Consider the following 21,738-nt stretch of genomic DNA (forward strand, 5'->3'; position numbering starts at 1 on the left):
GATAATTTTAGGTCATGTTATATAGTCTTTCTTTCGGAAAAACTGCGGTAAATGTTGATCCTTCGTTTTCTTTAGACTGCACATCTAAATATGCGCCGTGTTGCATCAGCACGTGTTTTACAATCGCAAGACCTAAACCTGTACCACCTGTTTGGCGACTACGGTCACTGTCAACACGATAGAAGCGTTCAGTTAGTCGTGGCAAATGTTTAGGGTTAATTCCAATACCTGTGTCTTGTACACTAAAGTACGCATGTTCACCGTCATCATGCCAGCCAATCGTAATCGTTCCACCTTTTGGTGTGTATTTAATGGCATTGGTAATTAAATTACTAAATGCACTGGCAATTTCCATGTCAGAACCAATCAGGTCACAGTGACTATCAATGTGTAAATTGAGTGTGTGTCCATAATCGGCATTGTAGGCCTGAGCATCATCAAAGAGTTGACTCATTAAACTCGGCATTTCAATAATCTGATTCTTTGCAATTTTTTTATTATTTTCTAAATTCGATAATAGCAGTAAATCATTTACCAAAGCATTCATACGCTTGGTTTGTGACTGCATCTGATCAAAAGCACGTTTCCAGCGCGGACTAATATCTTCCTGATCAGTAAATGTCTCGATATAACCACTTAGTACAGTTAAAGGTGTACGAAGCTCATGAGAGATATTATCGACGAAGTCTTTACGCATTTGCTCAAGGTTGTGCATACGAGTCACGTCGTAAGCCACCAATAAACGACTTTCTCCACCAAATCTTGTGAGTTTAACCTGTACATAGCGGTCATCATCAAAATTTGAGTGAAGCTTAATCCCGTCGGGTGCCTGATCAATATTGTTAAAATATTCAATAAAGGTCGGCTGACGTAAAATCGTTAATAAGTTACGACCGCGGTCAAGTGGGCTGATCCCTAACAAACGTTCAGCAGCAGGGTTCCACCATTCGATTTGATGTTGGTCATCAATTAAAACAACGGCTTCAGCAAGTGCAACCAAAGATGACTGAGCTCGGTCAATTAAACCGACCATTTCCGCCTGAACAATTCGTTCTTGGCGCTGAGCACGGTAAACATTAAATAATAATGCCCCCCAAATCCCATTAAGATTTGGAGGAACGTCATAAGGTTTATTCGCAATCCAGTCATTGACCAGATATAAAGAACGCAACTGGAGTGTAAAAAACACCACGAAGGCGATAAAAATACAGCTCCAGAAATACCCAACGCCTAAACCGACTAAACCGGCAATAATTAGAAAAAATAATAAGAGCCGTAAATCTTGTTTGGCAAACGTCCATAAACTACTGTAGCGGGAAAGTTTTTGTTCACGTACCTGTTCGGGGACGGGGTAGGGTTCATACATAAATCTTGGTTAACCTGCGGCTAAATCTGCACGTGTTGAGAAACGGTAGCCAGTTCCACGTACAGTCTGAACAAATCGGTCAACACCGAAAGGTTCTAAAACTTTACGCAAACGACGAATGTGCACATCGATAGTGCGGTCTTCGATATATACATTACCGCCCCACACCTGATCGAGCAACTGGGCACGTGTATATGCACGCTCTGGATGGGTCATAAAAAATGCAAGTAAGCGATATTCAGTTGGGCCCATATCTAAAATGCTGTTGCCAAAGCTAACACGCTGGCTTACAGGATCAAGAATTAAGCCATTGGCATCAATGGTTTTTTCGCCACTTAATGCATTAGCACGACGCAGAACAGCCTTAATACGTGAAACTAGTTCACGTGTTGAAAAAGGCTTAGTCATGTAGTCATCTGCACCTGCGTCAAGACCTTGTACTTTGTGGTCTTCTTCTCCGCGAGCAGTCAACATAATGACCGGAATTTCTGCTAGGTTTTCATCTCGTTTTAAGCGGCGACATAAATCGACACCACTTACGCCTCCAGGTAACATCCAATCAAGCAAGATAAGCGCCGGACGTTGGTCGACGATAATTTGATGAGCTTGTTTGGCATCTTCTGCCTGTAAACACTGAAAGCCTGCCATGTCCAAAGACGTATGGATCATTTCGCGAATAGGAAGCTCATCATCGACAATTAAAATATAGTCATCTTTCACAGCGCAATATCCTATAGATTTAACGGTGAACCGTTTTGTAGTTATGACAGGCTTATTACAAAGATTAATTATGACAATTTCATTGCAGAAAAGTCTATAAAATTAAATTTAGCAATAATTTGTGACAAAACTAAGGCAAAGCTATGACCAAATTGTGACATGAAGAATTTAATTTTCTTAAAATAATTCAATATCTTATAACTTTAATCACTTAACTCGTTTTGCACATTTATGGCTGTCAAAAAACTTTAATATTATTTTGAAACTTGCGCTAATAAAGATAAGAAAACGATGCGGCATGCGGTTAAAACCTGCTCAAGAGACTGCTCAAATCCTCCCATGACCCATCGAATCGCAATTTGAGTGACATATCCATTTAAGCCAGTTGCGATTAAAGAGAGCTCATTTTCATGGTGTTGAATTTGCGGCATGGTCAACATAACAAAGGCTTGAATCATGCGATCAAATTGCGCAAGTGTTTCTTGAATGGTGGCCTGATTATGTAACTCTTGTACCAAAACTGCGTCGACATAGACAATACGAGCTAATCTTGGGTCATCTTTTAATGTCGTCAGCAGTGCTCTTAAACCAGCATCCACCATTTTTTCTGGATCGGGTGCAGCTTTAATCACGGCTTGCATCAGATTTTGCTGTAATTCTTCAATCATTTTTAAAAAGATGGTTTGGAATAAATCTTCACTCTTCTTAAATGATTCATAAAAATAACGTTCTGTGAGTTTTGCCTCTTGGCATACATCTTTTACCGTCACGGAAAAAAAACCGAGTGTTCCGTAGGTCGCAATACCTGCTTCAATCAGTTTTTCGCGGCGCGCCTCTTTGCGTTCAGATAGAGATAACCCTTTGAACTGACGTTCTTTACTCACACTTTTTGTTTTCTTTTTACTGGTTGAGTCGTTAGTCGCCATAAATAAGTCGTTTCCTAAAGATTGGTTTCCTAATTTATAGGTTTTGGCCAAATGTACTCACTATGATAAAGCCCTCAGAAGAATTGTGCCATTCTATCTGAAATTACAGTGTACTATATTGACAATGGATATTGTCAAAATTATATTGAAGATGTCTGAACTGCACATGCAATGAACCGGTTGTGCAAATATCGAAAAACAAAGGATGGACAATGAAAAATTTTAAAAACAAAGTCGCTGCAATTACGGGCGCAGGTTCTGGCATTGGGCAACAGTTAGCAATTCTTTTGGCAAAACAGGGCTGCCATCTTTCGTTGAGTGATATTAATGAAAAAGGATTACAACAAACTGTCGAGCTTTTAAAACCGTACAGCAATATTACGGTTACCACCAAAAAGCTTGATGTGTCGGATCGGGATGCGGTAAAGCAGTGGGCACAAGAAACTGTGCAAGATCACGGTTCTGTTAACCTGATTTTTAACAATGCTGGTGTTGCTTTAGGCTCAACTGTTGAAGGTGCGACCTACGAAGATTTAGAGTGGATCGTTGGGATTAACTTCTGGGGTGTGGTGTACGGTACTAAAGAGTTTTTACCGTTCATTAAGCAAACTCAAGATGGCCATATTATTAACATCTCGAGCTTATTTGGTCTAACAGCTCAACCGACTCAATCTGGCTATAACGCGACTAAATTTGCTGTACGTGGTTTTACCGAATCATTACGCCAAGAGTTGGATATTGAAAAAAGTGGCGTAAGCTCGTTATGTGTACATCCGGGTGGAATTCGCACCAATATTGCTAAATCTGCAAAAATGAGTGATAGCTTGAATAGTTTGGGTATGGATCCGACGAAATCGATCCAAAACTTTGACAAGCTACTACGTACTCCACCTGAAGAAGCAGCTCGTCAAATCTTACAAGCGGTATTAAAAAATAAGCGCCGTTTATTGATTGGTAGTGATGCAAAAATTCTTGATGCATTCCAGCGTTTATTCCCAACGGGATATCAACGTGCTTCTACCATTGTGACCAAATTAATGAAGTAATTTTTTAACTAAAAAAGCCATCAAATGATGGCTTTTTTTATGTGGTTTAGTTAGTTCTAAATAAGAACTTTGATCTTCTTTTTCTTCCAGATAAATTGGTAATACAGGCCTTGAATAATACATAAACTAACGAATGCCAAGGCATAGGCAACCCAGATTCCTTTAAGGCCCCATATTGAGCTAAACCAGTAAGCACATGGAATTTCAATAAATAAAATAGCAGAAATATTAAGTAGCATTGGAACAGTCACGGTTCCGCTAGCACGCATGATCGATGCAAAAATGGCACCTGCACCAAAGAATAAAATTGCCCACAGCACAATAAATAAAAGTTGCTGCCCTAACACCACCACAGTTGGGTCGGTAATAAACAAAGCCATTAAATATTTTGAAAATAGATAGCCAAGTGCAATTAAGGTACCTGTAAATAAAAAGTTCATTCCCAAAGCTGTGCGGGTTACCCGTGCTAACAGATCTGATTTGCCAGCACCAATTGCTTGTGCTGCAAAAATTGAAGCTGCAATTGATATCGACAAGGCAGGGAACTGAATGTAGTTGAGCACCTGATTCACTGCACCATACGCTGCTGTAGCATGTGAACCATAATGGTTAACCAACCCAACAATAACCAAGCCAGCCATTGAGGTGGTAATCATTTGAATGCCGGTTGGAACGCCTAAACGCAAAATGATTTTGCTCAGTTCTGGATTGTGACGGATATGTTGCAGAAGCTGACGATTCGGCCGAAGTGGATGATTTTTCTTGTTCAGATAAATCGCTAGAAAAATCAAAATAGCAACATAACCCGTGATCGTTGCAATTGCTGGAGCAATAATTCCTAGGGCGGGTAAGCCAAAATAACCTTTAAGCAATATCGGGGTAATCACCAAGCCAATTACACTGGTTAAAGCCAATGCAAGTAAAGGCGTGGTACTGTCGCCTACACCACGTAAAATTGAGGTATAAATAATATAAACAAACAGAAGCGGGCTACCCGCCAGCATCCATTGCACATAAGGCAAAGCAAGATGCATTACCTTTGGATCTGTGCCCAATAACTCTAAAATATCGTGGGCAAAAAACACACCGATAATCGCGGTAATTACCCCACCAATCAGTGTCATAAACAGGGTAGAACCGACCACACTTTGGACTTTTTCTATATTTTGTGCGCCCCATGCTTGCCCTACTAAAACTGTAGTACCCGTTGAAATCCCGATAATAAAAGCAAGGAGCAAGAATAAAATAGGGAAAAAAACCGAGACGGCAGCAATCGCATCAACTCCCATCATTTGACCAACAAAGATGGTGTTAATTGTCCCCGACAAGTTCTGCAAAATATTAGTTGCAATGAGAGGCAGTAAGAAAACGAAAAACGTTTTCCATAGATTTTGCTGGTGAATTAAAGACTGTCTTGGTGGCATGTGTTCTCCATCGCCCATCTCTTTGATGAGCGGGGCAGACATTCAACTTAGCATATTTAGGTGAAATTTCTTGTAGTGTTTTACTATGCTAAGTTTCTAAATTTATTAACATTCATTCAAGACTTCTCCTGCTTTTTGCAATGTTTCATCATTTTTAGCAAAGCAGAAGCGAATCAGGCGTAAAGACTCGGGCGCTTGCTGGTAGAAAACCGAAACAGGAATAGCCACAATTTTATGTTGCTCGGCAAGAAACTGGCACATTTCTACGTCGTTTAAGTCAGGTCTAATCTGACTGTAATCAAGGTTCTGAAAATAGGTACCTTGAGATGGTTTTAGTAAAAAACGGCTATTGTGAATTGCCTGATTAAAACGATCTCGCTTAGTTTGGTAAAACTGCGAAAGCTCTTGAATATGTTCTGGATGTTGCTGCATATATTGCGCTAGAGCAATCTGACAAGGCGTCGTGCCACAGAAATTTGCATATTGGTAAATCTGGCGGAATAAACGCATTAGCTCAGGTGAAGCAACGCAATAACCTGTTTTCCAGCCGGTCACATGAAAGGTTTTCCCAAAAGACCCAATCACAAAGCTACGCTCTCTGAGTTCTGGAAAATGCAAAGCACTAAAGTGTTGTTGACCATCAAAGACTAAGTGTTCATAGACTTCATCGGATAAAACCACAATGTTTTTATCTTGAATTAGTGCAATAAGCTCTAACCAATCCTGTTTTGCCCAGATGGTACCTGTTGGATTATGGGGAGTATTCACCACAATCATACGGGTTTTGTCATTAATCAAATCTTTAACTTGCTGCCAGTTCACTTTAAAGTCTGGAGCTTCAAGAGCGATATGAACTGCTTTACCGCCTGCTAATTGCACAGAAGGGCCATAGCTGTCATAACTTGGGTCAAAAATAATGACTTCATCACCTGCATTGATGCATGCCTGTATGGCACAAAAAATTGCAATGGTTGCACCGGGAGTAATCGTGATTTGCGTTACAGGGTCAAGTTGAAGTTGATCACGCTGCTGAAATTGTAAAGCGAGCTGTTCACGTAAACCGAGAATACCATCGCCAGGTGGATATTGATTATGCCCAGCTAAAGTCGCCTGAGATAAAGCTTCCAGTAAGGCTTGTGGTGCCGGAAAATCTGGAAAGCCTTGTGACAGGTTGAGAGCACCTAAACGATGTGCCATTGCCGTCATGGTACTAAAAATAGTCACGCCTTGAGTGGCCAGTTTTGACTGTAGCTGTAGCATATTGTTCTCTTATTAAAAATATTTAAAGTTATAAAATTGATTCAATCACTGCTCGAATTACACCGAGGGTTAAACCAATAAATGCACCGACTACAACGCCATTTACTCGGATCATATGTAGGTCGCCACCGACTTCATTTTCAATTTTCCCGATCATTTCGCGTGAATCCCATTCATGAATGCGTTCACTGACATAGCGTATGATTTTATGGCTATATTGATCTGTAAAAGTCAGCGCAAGTCCTGTCATTTCTTTGTTTAGCACTTCACGTACCTTGGTATTTTGAACAAGGTTTTCACCTAGTTGTTGAATAGCCGCTCTTAGGTTCATTGCAATGCCAGAGTCTTTTTTCATTAAATCTTCTTTAATGGCATCACACAAAATGGTGACAGCACCACTGATGAAATTTAGGACTTGAGGGCTGTCTAAAAGGGCATCTTTACCGCTGTTTAGGCGTTGGCTGGCAGCACTGTCTGGTTTTGCTAGCTCAAGCATGAGCGAATGGGCAATGGTTTCAATTTCCTGTCGCCATGGGTGTTCAGGGTCTGCCAGCATCGATTCTACTTTTTCAACGAGTGAGTCGATGGTGCGTTGTTGAACATCAATACCAATCCAGCTTGCACCTTTTGCAAGGGACCAGACACCCAGCGCTTTAAACATTTTTCGGGTTAATTCACGGGTTTTATCTGGGTTTTGTACCACCCACTCATGGGCGATATCGAGACCACGCTGTAAAACGTCTTGGTGGAAGTCATTTTCCAATACTGCGCGGAGCATTTCACTTGCGAGTTTATTGACTTCGGTATTACGCACCCATTGCACACTATTGTTTTGCACAAAGTTGGCAATTTGATCTTGGCTAACAAACTCAAAAATTTTCGGAACAGTTTGCTGAATAAGCTGTACCACTTGCGTATTGTTTTGTGGGCTTGCTAACCATTGACCAATTGCGAGGCTTAAGTCAGTTTTTTCTAAGCTTCGTTCTACTATTTGAGGCGAAAGAAAATTTTCCTGTACAAAACGGCCCATTGACTCTGCAATGCGTGCTTTGTTGCGTGGAATAATCTCGGTATGGTCGCGTAAAAACTTCGGAATTGGTAACTTACCAAATGGGTTCCGAAACAGAACTGTAATCGCGTACCAGTCGGCTAAACCACCGACTACACCGGCTTCTGCCCCTAACATTAAAATATGAATAAAACCTGTGTACTCTGGCAGAAAACGATCAGCCACCATCAGTGCAATCCACAGCACAACGACAATAATAAGCGCTAGAGTAGCAAAATATTTGCTACGTTTTAGACTGGGCACGTGATGAACTTCTTCTGCCATGTTCATAAATTTATCCTATTCATTTTTGTTTTACTGGAGGCTCAGGCGGTGGCAACAGCTCTCCTGTCGGACTCAATCCATATTTTTGTCCGATTGATTTCAAGATCAAGGTTGCATCAAAAGCATCCTGAGGAGCCTGCTTCTGATCCCGATAACATTCAATAGTATACGACACTTGAACAGGGTCGATATTGACCACTTGTGGGTAATCATAGAACGGATCATGCCAGAAACCTGGGTAGCGACGACCATAACCATATGGGTAAAAGCTTGGAGCTGATGGATAAACCACAGCCTGACGTGGCGGTTTCTGGCTCTGATTACTTGGATCATTTTGCACTTTAAAAAAGCGGAAACCTTTTTGTATCGTCGTTTGTGCTGATTTCACCAAGGTAATTTCTTCAGCTCTGCCATAACTCATATTTGGGTCGGCTTGAAAACTGATACGGAATGTTTGGGCATTTAGAGGATATGCTGAAAACTGGCCAAGCTGATCAAAGGTTTTTGGTTTACTTGGAGTCGTTGCACACGCAGTTAAAGTTAAGGCAGTGCCTAATGCTAAACAAAGAGAGAGATATTTCATGATGAACTCCCAGCTAAGCATTAAAAAATAAATGACTCAGCATTAAAAATTAAGAAGTTTTAAAAACTACTGTTCGGTTCTAATAAAAATTCGGTTTCCTCTGGAGTGGAAACACGTCCGAGAATGGTATTTCGATGAGGATAGCGTCCAAAGCGATCAATAATCACTTTATGCTTTTTCTCAAAACTTAAGTTAATTTCATTGCCGAGGCGTTGAAAGAGTTTCAAGGCAAACTCATGAATCAGCTTCGATTCACTATGCATAAACGGCATATATAAAAAAGAACGTTGCTCTGGATTAAGCTGTGCATCGAGTTGCAAGCTAATCGTTTCTTGTGCCAAAGCTAATGCCAAGCTGTCATAGGCAAAAGATTCGGGTTGATCACGATAAATGTTGCGAGAAAACTGGTCTAGTACAATAATCTCTGCCAAACGGCCTTCCGCTGTTTTTCGCCAAGACCACAGTTCTGCTTGAGTTGCCTGTCGATGAACGTCAGAAAAATTTTCACGGATTTTTTTGTCAAAATCATCACTTTTTGCAAACCAAAGTGAACGGTGTTCAGGAGAAAACCAGAAGTTTAAAATGTCTTGTTCGTTCATGATATTGACAACTCTTTAGCAATTATTCTTCAATAAAATCACAATTCTTTCGTGTCTTAAATAACAAGATTGTGATAAAAATTGCCAAACTGGAATGATGTGAGTATATAAATAGCCGTATCATCTCACGATTTTGTATATAGTGATCTTTAATAAGCGAGCAAATGCATGAGTCAACCCACTACACCCTCTCAATCAGTTATTCCTGCTTGGGTGGATTCGTCGCTACTACAAGGCATGTTACGTGGAATAGAGCGTGAAAGCCTACGTATGCAAAGTAATGGGTTCTTATCACAAGAGTTACATCCAAAGGCATTGGGTTCGGCTTTAACACATCCACAAATTACGACTGATTATTCAGAAGCATTAATGGAGTTTATTACTTCACCTAAGCCAACCATTGGTGAAGCTTTGAATGAGCTTACCGATATTCATGCAGTTGTGCATCGTCATTTAGAAAATGGTGAGAAACTCTGGCCGTTATCTATGCCATGTATGTTAGATGACAATGAAGAACGGATTCGTCTAGCACAATATGGCACCTCTAATATTGGTCGTTTTAAAACACTATACCGCCGTGGGCTGGGAATTCGATATGGTCGCCGTATGCAGACCATTTCAGGTGTGCATTACAATTTATCTTTTCCAGATACGCTTTTTGCCGAGCTACAAGCTCATGAAACTGACGAACAATTAAAATCATTAAGTTTGCAGGATTATCGTAGCCATCGTTATTTTGGTCTTATTCGTAATTTTATCCGTTTAACACCGTTAGTTATGTTTTTAGTGGGCGCTAGCCCAACAGTATGTCGTTGTTTCTTAACTGGACATAAACATCAGTTGTTGCCTTTAATCAAAGGTTCATACTATTTACCGTATGCTACAGCACTCCGTATGGGACGATTGGGCTATCAAAACTCAGCTCAAAAAAGCTTGGGTATTCATTACAACAATTTGACTGGCTATCTGGATGGTTTACAAAAAGCCGTTCATTCTCCTTACCCACCATTTAGCCGTTTAGGGTTAAATGATGCCTCTGGTGAGCCGCTGCAAATTAATGATCATGTTTTGCAGATCGAGAATGAATATTACAGTCTCGTACGCCCAAAACAGGTGCCTCAAAAAGGTGAAACGCCGTCTCAAGCCTTGAAAAATCGAGGAGTGGGATATGTTGAGCTACGTGCTGTTGATGTAAACCCATACTCGGCAATTGGCGTTGATGAAACAACGGCAGGCTTCCTTGAAGTGTTAGCACTTTATTGTCTGTTAAGTGATAGTCCAGACTTGTTAGGTCCTGAGCAAGACTTGGTTGAGAAAAATCAGACCGAGGTGGTAAACCGAGGTCGAGCACCGAACGCAACCATTACAGATTTAACAGGGTCATATCACATCGAAGATTGGGCACGTTTATATATTGCAAAAATGCAAGATTGTGCACAGCTACTCGATCAGACCTATGCAACGGACTTGTATGGTTCAGCATTAGCGATCATGCAAGCACGAATTGATGAAGTTGATGAGACTTTATCTGCCCATGTTATTGACGATACGTTAAAGCATGGTGGAACTTGGAGTTTTGGTAGCCACATGGCGCAATTACATGCTGAAAGTTATGAAGAGCATGAGCTTAGTGTGGAAACCTTGAAACATTTTGAACAATTGGCTGCACAGTCGTTACAGCAGCAAGAACAACTTGAGCAAGATACTCAGGTCAGTTTTGATCAATATCTTGAACAATATCGATAATAAAACGAGGTTTTACATGCGATTAAGTTACCGTTTGGTGAGTGGGCTACTTGTTTTAGCAAGTATTGTCGGCATGTCTTTTGCGTTGTATCTGGAACATGTAAAAGGTTTAGAGCCATGTCCGCTCTGTATTTTTCAACGTGTTGGCTTAATGGCGATGGGTTTTGTGGCGCTCGTCGCTTTTTTGCATAACCCTGTTTCCAATGCGATTAAACGCTTTTATGCATTTTTGGCTGGCATCGCAATTTTATGGTCAGTCGGTGTCGCAGGGCGTCATGTTTGGATACAGCATTTACCAGCAGATCAAGTACCGAGTTGTGGACCGGGTTTAAATTATTTAATTGATGCTTTACCTATGAAAGCAGTTTTGCAAGAAGTGCTTTCTGGTTCAGGTGAGTGTGCAGCTATTGACTGGACCTTTTTAGGTCAGTCTTTACCAGTTTGGTCATTGGTTTATTTCGTTTTGCTCTTACTGGTCTGTTTATGGCAGTTATTCCGTTTTTATCCAGTGTTTAAGACTGCTAAAAAGTAAGTTTAAACAGATTAAAAAAAGCTCAATATTATGTTGGGCTTTTTTTATTGTTTTATAATTAATCAAACTATAAAAAAACAAATTGAAAAAAAGAATAATGATGTAGACAGATAGGTCTGTTTTTTATAAAGTGCAGCCGTTTTATATCCTTATGATTATAAAAAATGTTTTTTAATATCTTTAATGTTTTGGAAAAAATAGGGTTAAGTGCACAGAAACGTGCGATTCACGTGCAATTTTCTAATGAACTACTCAATAACCAAGTTTTTTTACAGCGTATCGAAGGCCAACACCAGCTAAATGGGGGAGTTGAAGCTGAGTTAATTTGTCTTTCGACGAGTGCCCAAATTGCATTGAAGCAATTTATAGGGGTACAGGTTGCTGTTGATCAGGTCACTGATTCAGGACAATTATTTCGAACTACAGGTATTGTGACCGAAGCTAGTTATGGTCAGAGTGACGGTGCTTTAACGCTTTATAAACTGACCTTAAAAGACGCGACAAATTTATGGCACAAGCGCCGTAATAGTCGTGTTTTTATGAATAAAAGTATTATTGAAGTCACGGAAGTTTTATTTAAAGAGTGGCAAGAAAAAAGTCAGCTTTTTGCGACAAGTTTAAGTCTCGATCTTAGTGGGTTAAGTCAGAGTTATGATATTCGCCCATTTATCATGCAGCACAATGAGTCTGATTATGACTTTCTGACACGCTTATGGCGAAGTGAAGGCGTTAGCTGGCTAATTGATGAAGCCGAACTTTTTGTACCTCATTTTACTGTGCCAATACATGCTCAAAAACTAAGACTCATTGATGACAATAGCCAGTACCAAGCTTTAGAACGACGCAGCATCCGTTATCACCGCAGTAGTGCGACAGAATATCAAGATAGCATTACGGGTTTTATAGCAGTGCGGACTCTGCAACCGACAGCAGTACATGTGCAGCGCTGGCAACCCGATGCTCTGGCACACGAAGAAGGTGTAGGTTCAGTTATTACTACACACATACATTCAGAGCAGTTTGATTCAGCGAGTTTGAGCCTTGAACAAGCATGGCACATGAGCCCAGCTTGGATGCAAGATTTAAAAGGGGAAGATCAAGCCACTGCTTCAAGTGGTAATCAGCTAGAGAAATTAAATCAGCACTTCACTAATATGTATGCGAGTCAGGCCAAATACTTTAAGGCCTATAGTAGTGTCCGTGATAGCCAAGTTGGTTATTGGTTTAATCTACAGGAGCATCCAGAAATTGATCAGCATGATGGGGCTGATCAAGAGTTCCTCATCATTGCTAAAAATTTCTATAACCAAAATAACCTACCGAAAGATTTGCATCAGCAAGTTAGCCAGTTGTTAACCCAAAGTCGTTGGGATAAACATGGTTATGAAGATATTGAGCGCCAAGGTAATGAGCTGACCTTAATACGCCGTCAAATTAAAACTGCACCTGAATATCATCCAGAACAGCATCGACCAATTGCCTACCCACAAAGAGCGAAAGTCGTGGGGCCAGAGGGAGAGACCATTCATGTCGATGAATGGGGTCGTATAAAAGTACGTTTTCTATTTACCCGTAGTGATGATCATGGACATGACGGTGGTGCAGGGAGCAATGACAACGATACTGATTCGGCTTGGGTCGATGTACTGACTCCTTGGGCTGGCGAAGGCTATGGAGCACGGTTTTTACCACGTATTGGTGAAGTGGTTGTCATAGACTTCTTTGATGGCAATATTGATCGTCCATTCGTGACGGGGCGTATCCATGAAGCGCACCGTTCGCCAACCAAGTTCGATGTAAAAGGGCAGCTTCCTGCGACTAAAAAACTAAGCGGGATTCGCAGTCAGGAAATCAGCGGTAGTGGTTTTAACCAATTACGTTTTGATGACACAACAGGGCAAATCAGTACCCAACTACAAAGTAGTCATGCAGCGACGCAACTGAACTTAGGTAACTTAAGCCATCCGAAAGAACAAGCGACGAGCCAAGGACGTGGAGAAGGTTTTGAGCTGAGAACAGATGCTTGGGGCGCTGTGCGTGCAGGCAAAGGCATGCTCATTAGTACCTATGCGCAAGAGCAGGCAATTGCAGACCATTTAGAAGCTGCACAAGCACAATCTTTACTTTCACAAGGTTATGACAGCATGAAAATGCTCAGTGAAGTTGCGGCCAAGCAACAAACTGATGCTTTGAATGTGATTAATCGATTACCCAAATTTATCCAGTCTCTTGAGCTAAAAACCACAGGGCAGGCATTAAATAGTACAGTAAACCTATTTAAGGAAGGCATTAATAACGACCCTATTCACGCATTAAAAGACTGCGGTGGCTTTATTCAAGACATGGGTGCTCTAGGTGGCGATACAAAAGGTGTTGTAGACGAATTTAACGCTTTCTTTACCGATGCTAAAGATGCGGTAGAGAATTTAAAAGCGTTCATCGAAAATGTTGAAGAACATGGCGCTGACATCGTTAAAGGAAAACTTGCCAGCATTAAAGATCGGATTCATAAAAATCCATTTGAAAGTATTAAAGAGGTCGGAAAAGTCTTAGGGAATGTCGAGACTAAAGACTTTGACATGATGAGTGTATGTGGAACATTTAGTAAAGGCAGTAAATTAGAAGTATCACCATCAAAAGCGTTGAGTTCTTTGCAAGGCTTTATGGAGGGTTATACCCAAGGTTTAGAAAGCAGTTCCGATAGTAAACAGCAAGAACAAGGCAAAATCTTTAGGCAAGCTCTGATGTTATTAGCATCGCCAAATGGTATTGCTTTAACGACACCTGAAAATATTATTCTGCAAGCTTCACAAGATATTGCTGAAAGTGCCAGCGGTTCAATTAATTTAAGCGCACAGAAAAATATCATTGGGCATGCACAAGACAAAATCAGCTTGTTTGCTGCACAAAAGGGTTTCCGCGCTTATGCAGCAAAAGGAAAGCTCGAACTACAAGCGCAAGATGATGCTATTGAAGCGATTGCCAAGAAGGTCATCAAGCTCATTTCTACAGAAGAAAAAATCGAGCTTACGAGTCCAAAAGAAATTGTACTAACAGCAGGTGGATCACAGCTCAAAATTAATGCGGATGGCGTATTTTCAACAACAGGCGGTAAGTTTGAAAGTAAAGCTGGGCAGCATTTGTTTACGGGTGGGGCTAAGGTTTCTTATGAGGTTCCTGAGTTACCTAGTTCTTTTGATTATAGTAATAGAATTGATTTGTATAAGATTTTTCAATGGAGTGATTTCGAAAATATTAAATATAGCGCACTTTTTGAAAATCAAAGAGTTACGCAAGGGAATTTAGATGATTTAGGAAGAACAGAAAGATTCAAGAGTAGTACCCCTGATAAAATGAAGGTTTTAGTGGGATATAGTGCTGATAAGTGGCATAAAGAAACAGAAGAGTTTGAGGATTTTGATGATTATGAAATCCAAAATGATTCTAACTTAAATAATAATTCTAATTAAGGGGAGAGAAAATGAATAAGAAAGGTTTAATTCAGTTTAGGTTTGTTGAATTATTTACTGCTAATAACATACCTAATTTATATCATGTTATTAAGAATGAAAAGGGTGTAACTATTGCTTCTGGAATGACGAATAGTAATGGCTTAACAGTAATGATAAGTAGAGATGTAGGTGATACTCTTTATGTATATTTAAAAAATATTATAACAGGTGATTTGAAAGAAAAAGTTAGACACACTATTGTTTATAAAAAGGAGATAGTAAGAGTAACATCATCAAAAATACTATTAGATAATATTACCTTAGCAAAATCAACGAATAAACCTGGTAATTATAGATATTTAACGCATAAAGTAAAAAAAGGAGAAAATTTATCTTCAATTTCTCATCGATTTAATTGTAAAATTAGTGAAATTGTAAATTTAAATAAATTAAAAAATCCTGATCATATAGATGTTGGACAAATTATTAAAATTCCATATAAAGGTGCATCGAGTGATACCAAAAAAAATCCTGATAACAATCAATCTAAGCATGAAAATAATAAATCATCTTCTACTCAGAAAGTAAATTCACATGAAAATAATAATAAAAATACTTCAGATAAACCTCAAAAAAGAATAGAGTCAAAAGATATAACTGATGAATATACAAAAGAGTCAGGAAAACCAATGAAAGTTGCTACTAATGCAACTTCACCATGTATTTGTAAACAATATAATTTGGCTTGGGGATCTAAAGTTAGTTGTGAATTTAGGAAAAGAGTTATAAAAATAGCACAAAATTTGTGGCCTAATGATTCAGAGAATATGGCAAGTCAATTAATGGCTGTTATGCATTTAGAGTCTGCCGGTACTTTTAGTCCAAAAATTGGAACTTTTGTCAGCAAAAAATTAACAGATGATGCTAAAGGTGGTTATGTTGGTCTTATCCAATTCGGAAAATTTGCTTCAATTGATTTAAAAGTTAAAAGATCTGATTTAGCAAAAATGTCAGCCGTACAACAATTAGATTATGTGGAAAAATACTATAAACTAAATTCTGCTCATACAAAGATTAAAACTCTAACTGGATTATATTTATGGGTGAATTATCCTAAAAATGTCAAAGAAAATCGATTAGAAGATGAAGATATTGTGTATGCGGCACCTAAAGATGCAGAAGTAACTTCTAAAAAATTTTTAGAAAGCCCATATCACCAAAATCCTAGTTTTATGAAAGAGAATGATGAATATAAACGGGATGGCAAAAAAGTTATTAAACAAGGATTTAAAAATGGTTCAACTAAAGTTTGGGAGGTTGAACAAGAAATTAAAAAACATTTAACCGAAGGTATAAAAAGTCAAAATTTAGAGAAAAATTATAATTGTGCATACATAAATCATACTGAGGTAAAAAATACTCAGAAAATTAATTTGGAAAAATTTGCTGAAATTTTAAGAAAGAGAGCTAAAGAAAAAAGTCAACATCAATGTGCAAAATATGTAAGAATTGCATTAGAGGCTGGGGGAGCCGACACTTCAGGACATCCTATCGCAGCATCAGATTGGGGGCCAACTCTCAAAAAAATAGGTTATAAAGAAATACCTGAAGAGTTTAATAAACCTCAATTAGGTGATATTTATATCATCACCAAAACTGATAAGCATCAATATGGCCATATTGCAGGCTATGATGGTAGCCAATGGATTTCTGATTTTAAACAAAAAGGTCATAGAATTTATAGTGATCATGTTAACTACAGATATTTTAGAATGTAATTTGTTAAATAGGAGATTTTAATGAAACTTTTAATTTTAGAAATTTTATGTTTAAGCCTTTTATCTGGTTGCGCTTCCGCAAAAGAAGCTGAATGTTACAATACTTCAAAAGTTCTAATTACAGATTTATACAATAAATTTCCTATTAATAGCGATGAGGTTGTTGAAAATAAAAATAGAAAAACCTTAAGTAATTTTTTCGATAAAAACCTTACAAATTTACTTATAAAAGATCAAGAGTGTAGTGCAAGAAATAATGGGGTTTGTAATATTGATTTTAATATTTTAATTCATTCTCAAGATACTCCTAATAAATATAAGATATTACAGGATACGGATAATTTAGTAACAGTGAAAGTTGAATATCATCAATACTCGGAATTTATTAACTTTGTTATTAATAAAGAGTCTTCTTGTAAAAAAATAGAAAATATAAAATATGATGATGGAAGTGATTTAATTAAAATGCTGCGGAAATAACATGAAATATTCAATATTGTTCTTAATTTTACTATTTGCTAATCATACATTTGCAAATACAGAAATATGGAATGGTACTTATCATTATTATAGTTCAGAGGAGCTACCTAGTGGAAATGTTGCGACGATAGAGTCAACTTTAACATTAGCACCAAAAAAATGTGTGTACTCTATTATAGGTTTTCAGGTTGATAAATCCTATATGTGCAAAGTAAAAGAGAAAAATAACGAGCTATATTTCTTTAATGTTCAAAGTGGTGAAAAGTTAGGAAAAGTAGTTTTTAATAAAGGAAAATACTATCTTTATTCTGATGAAGTTTTAGATAGTAAAGACAACTTATTTTTTAAAGATAAATAATAGTTATAGAGCTCTTTTTAAAATATTTTCAGATTCTGTAAAAAAGCCCAACTTAAGTTGGGCTTTTTTTACGTCTCTACAATTCCTTCTAAATCTTCGAGCGTATAGTTCGGCATATCAATAATATGAGTTTGAATACCTTCTTGCACATAATCATTAACATTAGGATATAGCCAGCGAGTAATCTGTTCCGCAACACTCGAGTGATACTGAATTTCAAAGTGATTTAAGCCATAAAATACAGCTTTATGAGAGTCTGGAACTTTGAGCTGAAAACGTGGATTTGGATGTTCGCCTAGCGCGCTTTTCACACTCACCAAGTAGTCGCCAATTACGGTGAGTGCTTTGTTGCGTACTTTTTCAAATTCGAGTGTGCCTGCCACTAAAAAGGTATTGATATGGGAAGGTAACGGAGCTGGGGCACGGTTATCATCCATCATGCCAATTCGGGCATCCATATATTCCCAGTCGTCATCACGAACGCTACCGTGGCGTAAGTCTAAAATGCCATTACTACGAATATTAACCAGTTGACCGAGTAAACCCACAAAAGGGAAGGCCCCAAGCTTATCTTGTATGGTAAAGCCAAAGCGCTCTAACACTGCACCATGATGTGGAGAGCCAATGCATACTAGATTCTCGACCATATGAATCCATTGATACATATTTTGTTTGCCATAAAACAAGGCGCTACGAGAAACCAGTCCACCCATACTATGACCAATGATATCAATACTGGTAATTCTTGGATTACGTTGTACCAAGTCTTCTAATAAATTTGAAAAACTGCGCCCATTGGCTGAAATACGTCGACCTGTATTGTAGTTTAAATACAGCATCGTGTTATGGTCGCGCTGTGCTAACAGACGCTCCCCAATACCACCATAATGTGCATTTGACCAACTCAGATGATTCATACACAAACCATGAACCAAAATTACAATACGTCCTGCAAGTTCCCCTTGTTGTATTGCACCGTAGTGATCGTATAGCACCATTGGTAAAGCGAGTGGACTATGTTGTTTAAGTAGGTAATCCCCAAAAATTCCATTCAAAATTCCGACTAAAAAATGTAAGCTCGGGGTGAGTGGTTTTTCGTGAAGTGTGGGATATTTTTCAATAATATGACGTAAGCTTGGCGCTAAAAAGTGGCTACCATATTTTTGTAATGCGCCATAAGAAAATTGATATGCCTTTTGTACAAATGGTCGTTTTTGAAAGTTTTTAGCATTTTGTGTGCTTACACCAAAAGCATTTTTTAATACTTCAATATTAATAACTTGTATTAATTCATGTACACCATTTAAGCTGGTACTGAACAGTTGAGCTAAACCTTCTAGTACGTCTGCCTGACTCGGTGGCGTACGATCCCATTTACAATAAGTTTCATGTAGTGGTGTTAAGCTCGGCATATCTTTTCCCCATATACGTTATAACCGACGTTTTAAGCTGTACTTTTTATCAACGGCAGTAAACGTTTCCATCTTAGTAGTTTAAATAACACATGTTTTTAAAATACTGATGAATGGTTAGTTGAGTGGTTTTTCTTGTCTGACAATAGTGTTTTTATATACAAACTGAGAACAAAAATGTGAGTTTATTCTCAATTTAGAGGGAAATATATGAATATTATCTACCTCCATGGCTTTAATAGTAGCTCTTCTTCAATTAAAGGGCTAAGCCTGAAGCAGTATTGTAGCGAATTAGGCATAAATGTGCATTTGCCAGACCTAAATAGATCTCCTAATCTAGTGGTAGAGCAAGTTTCAGCGCTGATTGAATCGTTGCAAGACGTGGCTTTAGTTGGTAGTAGTCTCGGTGGTTTTTTTGCGACATATTTTGTCGCGAAATATAACATTCCGGCTGTACTGATTAATCCTGCTATGCAACCATGGAAGTTGTTTGATGAGTTATTCCAAGTTGAAAGCATGCCCTATGTGGTGAATGATCAATGGTCAATTGACCATATTCAGTTGCGACAATTACAACACTTGGAACTGAAACAACCTGAAAATGCTGACAAAATACTCGTCTTGTTGCAACAAGGCGACGAAATTTTGGATTATCGTCAAGCACAACGCTATTATAGTGCTGCAACGCCATCCTCATTGATTTTGACGGATGCTCATGGCAATCATGCTATGGAAGATTTTGAAGAAAAATTACCGTTAGTGATCGAATTCTTTGCGCACACCATCAAATAAGGAAAACGTACAACGTGACACAATATACGGCTCAATCGCTTGAAGTCCTTTCTGGTTTAGACCCTGTTCGTCGTCGTCCAGGGATGTATACCGATACGACTCGACCTAACCATTTAGCCCAAGAAGTTATTGATAATGCTGTTGATGAAGCATTAGCTGGTCATGCCGACAAAATATGTGTCACAGTTTATAAAGATGGTTCATTGTCTGTTGAAGATAATGGCCGTGGTATGCCAGTGGATATTCACCCTGAATATGGCCAAAGTGGTATCGAAATCATTCTGACCAAGCTGCATGCGGGCGGTAAATTCAGCACCGATAACTACCAGTTTTCAGGTGGTTTGCATGGTGTGGGTATTTCGGTTGTAAACGCTTTATCAACACGTGTTGAGGTCGAGGTTCAACGCCAGGGTAACCTATATCAAATGGCCTTTGAGCAAGGTGAACCCGTAGCACCTTTAGCCGTTCTCGAAGGTAAAGCTCCAAAACGCGCGACAGGTACAACGGTACATTTTTGGCCGGAAGCGAAATATTTTGATAGTCCAAAATTTGCGTTAAAAGCACTCAAACATAATTTAAAAGCGAAAGCTGTATTAGCAGCTGGTTTAAAAATTATTTATATCGATCAAATTAATGATGAAAAAATCGAATGGCAGTTTGAAAATGGCCTCGTCGATTATTTGATGGATGAATTACAAGACCGCGAAATTTTGCCAAACCCTGCATTTGTAAGTAGTGGACAAGCAGACCGCGCAGCCTGTGAGTTTGCGATTTGCTGGAATGTAGAAGGCGGTGAGCAGGTTCAAGAAAGTTACGTCAACTTGATTCCAACTGCACAAGGCGGTACGCATGTGAACGGTTTACGTTCAGGCGTGACCGAGGCGTTACGTGAGTTCTGTGAATTGCGTAACTTGTTACCGCGTAATCTTAAACTTTCGGCAGAAGATGTTTGGGATGGCGTGAACTATATCTTGTCGCTCAAGTTCCAAGAACCGCAGTTTTCAGGTCAAACCAAAGAGCGTCTTTCGAGTCGTGAAGCATCAAATATTGTTTTAAATATTGCTAAAGATGCTTTTTCACTCTGGCTAAACCAACATGCTGAAATTGCCATGCAATTGGCAGAAATGGCGATTTCTAAAGCTGGTCGTCGTTTAAAAGCAGCAAAGAAAGTCGAGCGTAAAAAAATTGTTTCCGGCCCTGCATTGCCGGGTAAATTGGCAGATTGTGTTGGTCAAACACGTGAGGACAGTGAGTTATTTATTGTCGAGGGTGACTCTGCTGGCGGTAGTGCCAAGCAAGCGCGCGATAAAAACTTTCAGGCAATCATGCCAATTCGTGGAAAAATCTTAAATACGTGGGAAGTTTCTTCAGATGAAGTACTCGCTTCTCAAGAGGTTCACGACATTGCGATTGCGATTGGTGTAGACCCTGGCAGTGATGATTTATCAGAGCTGCGTTATGGCAAAATCTGTATTTTGGCCGATGCGGACTCGGACGGTTTACACATTGCGACGTTGCTTTGTGCTTTATTCGTAAAACATTTCCCAACATTGGTTGAAGAAGGGCATTTGTATGTGGCAATGCCACCCTTATTCCGTATCGATATTGGTAAAGATGTCCATTACGCACTTGATGATGATGAACTTGAAACTATTTTGAAAAATATCAAAGGTAATCGTAATCCGCAAATTACCCGATTCAAAGGATTGGGTGAGATGAACGCGATTCAGCTACGTGAAACGACCATGGATCCAAACACGCGTCGTTTAGTTCAGCTCGATCTAGATGATGCTCATTTTACAGCTGGTTTACTCGATAAATTGCTTGCGAAAAAACGCTCGGCAGATCGTAAGCAGTGGCTTGAGCAGAAGGGTAACCTAGCTGATATCACTGTTTAAAATAGAATTAAAAAAATCCCCGCTCAATAGGCG

Annotated in this window: 18 protein-coding genes; 9 read left to right on the forward strand and 9 right to left on the reverse strand. The window is 39.0% G+C overall.

Annotated elements, in window-relative coordinates; genetic code table 11:
- Positions 1-7: 7 nt before the first annotated feature.
- From phoR to F886_RS01470, 3 genes are all read right to left on the reverse strand, one after another.
- The gene (phoR, locus tag F886_RS01460; RefSeq protein ID WP_005300516.1) at positions 8-1,366 is read right to left on the reverse strand and encodes a phosphate regulon sensor histidine kinase PhoR; all 1,359 of its coding nucleotides are present in this window, start codon (positions 1,364-1,366) and stop codon (positions 8-10) included.
- Between the two features lie 9 nt (positions 1,367-1,375).
- Entirely contained in the window at positions 1,376-2,086 is a 711-nt protein-coding gene (gene phoB / locus F886_RS01465; protein ID WP_000650776.1) for a phosphate regulon transcriptional regulator PhoB, read from the reverse strand.
- Positions 2,087-2,340: 254 nt separating this feature from the next.
- Positions 2,341-3,012: a TetR/AcrR family transcriptional regulator gene (locus F886_RS01470; protein ID WP_000224580.1), complete on the reverse strand. Its 672-nt coding sequence runs from the start codon at positions 3,010-3,012 to the stop codon at positions 2,341-2,343.
- Between the two features lie 212 nt (positions 3,013-3,224).
- Between F886_RS01470 and F886_RS01475 the strand changes: the two genes are divergently transcribed.
- The gene (locus F886_RS01475; protein WP_005300520.1) at positions 3,225-4,058 is read left to right on the forward strand and encodes an SDR family NAD(P)-dependent oxidoreductase; all 834 of its coding nucleotides are present in this window, start codon (positions 3,225-3,227) and stop codon (positions 4,056-4,058) included.
- Positions 4,059-4,114: 56 nt separating this feature from the next.
- Here the strand turns inward: F886_RS01475 and F886_RS01480 are convergent, their stop codons facing one another.
- From F886_RS01480 to F886_RS01500, 5 genes are all read right to left on the reverse strand, one after another.
- Positions 4,115-5,482 (reverse strand): MATE family efflux transporter, encoded by a 1,368-nt coding sequence (locus F886_RS01480; RefSeq protein ID WP_005300523.1) that lies wholly within the window; start codon positions 5,480-5,482, stop codon positions 4,115-4,117.
- Between the two features lie 105 nt (positions 5,483-5,587).
- Positions 5,588-6,742, reverse strand: a complete 1,155-nt coding sequence (locus F886_RS01485; protein ID WP_005300527.1) for a pyridoxal phosphate-dependent aminotransferase — start codon at positions 6,740-6,742, stop codon at positions 5,588-5,590.
- Between the two features lie 28 nt (positions 6,743-6,770).
- Positions 6,771-8,081, reverse strand: a complete 1,311-nt coding sequence (locus tag F886_RS01490; RefSeq protein ID WP_005300530.1) for a DUF445 domain-containing protein — start codon at positions 8,079-8,081, stop codon at positions 6,771-6,773.
- Positions 8,082-8,094: 13 nt separating this feature from the next.
- The gene (locus tag F886_RS01495) at positions 8,095-8,658 is read right to left on the reverse strand and encodes a CC0125/CC1285 family lipoprotein (RefSeq protein ID WP_005300533.1); all 564 of its coding nucleotides are present in this window, start codon (positions 8,656-8,658) and stop codon (positions 8,095-8,097) included.
- A gap of 59 nt (positions 8,659-8,717) precedes the next feature.
- Positions 8,718-9,257, reverse strand: a complete 540-nt coding sequence (locus F886_RS01500; RefSeq protein ID WP_005300536.1) for a DUF924 family protein — start codon at positions 9,255-9,257, stop codon at positions 8,718-8,720.
- 168 nt (positions 9,258-9,425) lie between these two features.
- On the opposite strand from F886_RS01500, the gene gshA reads away from it, so the two are divergent.
- The 6 genes from gshA (at position 9,426) to F886_RS01530 (ending at position 17,603) form a co-directional block, all read left to right on the forward strand.
- Entirely contained in the window at positions 9,426-11,003 is a 1,578-nt protein-coding gene (gshA, locus tag F886_RS01505) for a glutamate--cysteine ligase (protein ID WP_005300539.1), read from the forward strand.
- Positions 11,004-11,019: 16 nt separating this feature from the next.
- Positions 11,020-11,535 carry a disulfide bond formation protein B gene (locus tag F886_RS01510; protein WP_005300544.1) on the forward strand — a complete coding sequence of 172 codons (516 nt, stop codon included), beginning with the start codon at positions 11,020-11,022 and terminating at the stop codon, positions 11,533-11,535.
- A gap of 164 nt (positions 11,536-11,699) precedes the next feature.
- The gene (locus F886_RS01515) at positions 11,700-15,005 is read left to right on the forward strand and encodes a type VI secretion system Vgr family protein (RefSeq protein WP_005300547.1); all 3,306 of its coding nucleotides are present in this window, start codon (positions 11,700-11,702) and stop codon (positions 15,003-15,005) included.
- Positions 15,006-15,016: 11 nt separating this feature from the next.
- On the forward strand, positions 15,017-16,765 hold the full coding sequence (locus tag F886_RS01520; RefSeq protein WP_005300551.1) for a LysM peptidoglycan-binding domain-containing protein: 1,749 nt from the start codon (positions 15,017-15,019) through the stop codon (positions 16,763-16,765).
- Positions 16,766-16,786: 21 nt separating this feature from the next.
- Positions 16,787-17,245: a hypothetical protein gene (locus tag F886_RS01525; RefSeq protein WP_005300554.1), complete on the forward strand. Its 459-nt coding sequence runs from the start codon at positions 16,787-16,789 to the stop codon at positions 17,243-17,245.
- Between the two features lies 1 nt (position 17,246).
- On the forward strand, positions 17,247-17,603 hold the full coding sequence (locus tag F886_RS01530) for a DUF5991 domain-containing protein (protein ID WP_005300556.1): 357 nt from the start codon (positions 17,247-17,249) through the stop codon (positions 17,601-17,603).
- Positions 17,604-17,671: 68 nt separating this feature from the next.
- Here the strand turns inward: F886_RS01530 and F886_RS01535 are convergent, their stop codons facing one another.
- Positions 17,672-19,015 (reverse strand): alpha/beta fold hydrolase, encoded by a 1,344-nt coding sequence (locus tag F886_RS01535; protein WP_005300558.1) that lies wholly within the window; start codon positions 19,013-19,015, stop codon positions 17,672-17,674.
- Between the two features lie 210 nt (positions 19,016-19,225).
- On the opposite strand from F886_RS01535, the gene F886_RS01540 reads away from it, so the two are divergent.
- Both F886_RS01540 and parE read left to right on the forward strand, forming a co-directional pair.
- On the forward strand, positions 19,226-19,807 hold the full coding sequence (locus F886_RS01540) for a YqiA/YcfP family alpha/beta fold hydrolase (RefSeq protein WP_005300561.1): 582 nt from the start codon (positions 19,226-19,228) through the stop codon (positions 19,805-19,807).
- Positions 19,808-19,821: 14 nt separating this feature from the next.
- Positions 19,822-21,705, forward strand: a complete 1,884-nt coding sequence (gene parE / locus F886_RS01545) for a DNA topoisomerase IV subunit B (RefSeq protein ID WP_005300564.1) — start codon at positions 19,822-19,824, stop codon at positions 21,703-21,705.
- Positions 21,706-21,738 lie beyond the last annotated feature (33 nt).

Source organism: Acinetobacter sp. NIPH 542 (assembly GCF_000369825.1).
GTDB classification, from domain to species: domain Bacteria; phylum Pseudomonadota; class Gammaproteobacteria; order Pseudomonadales; family Moraxellaceae; genus Acinetobacter; species Acinetobacter oleivorans.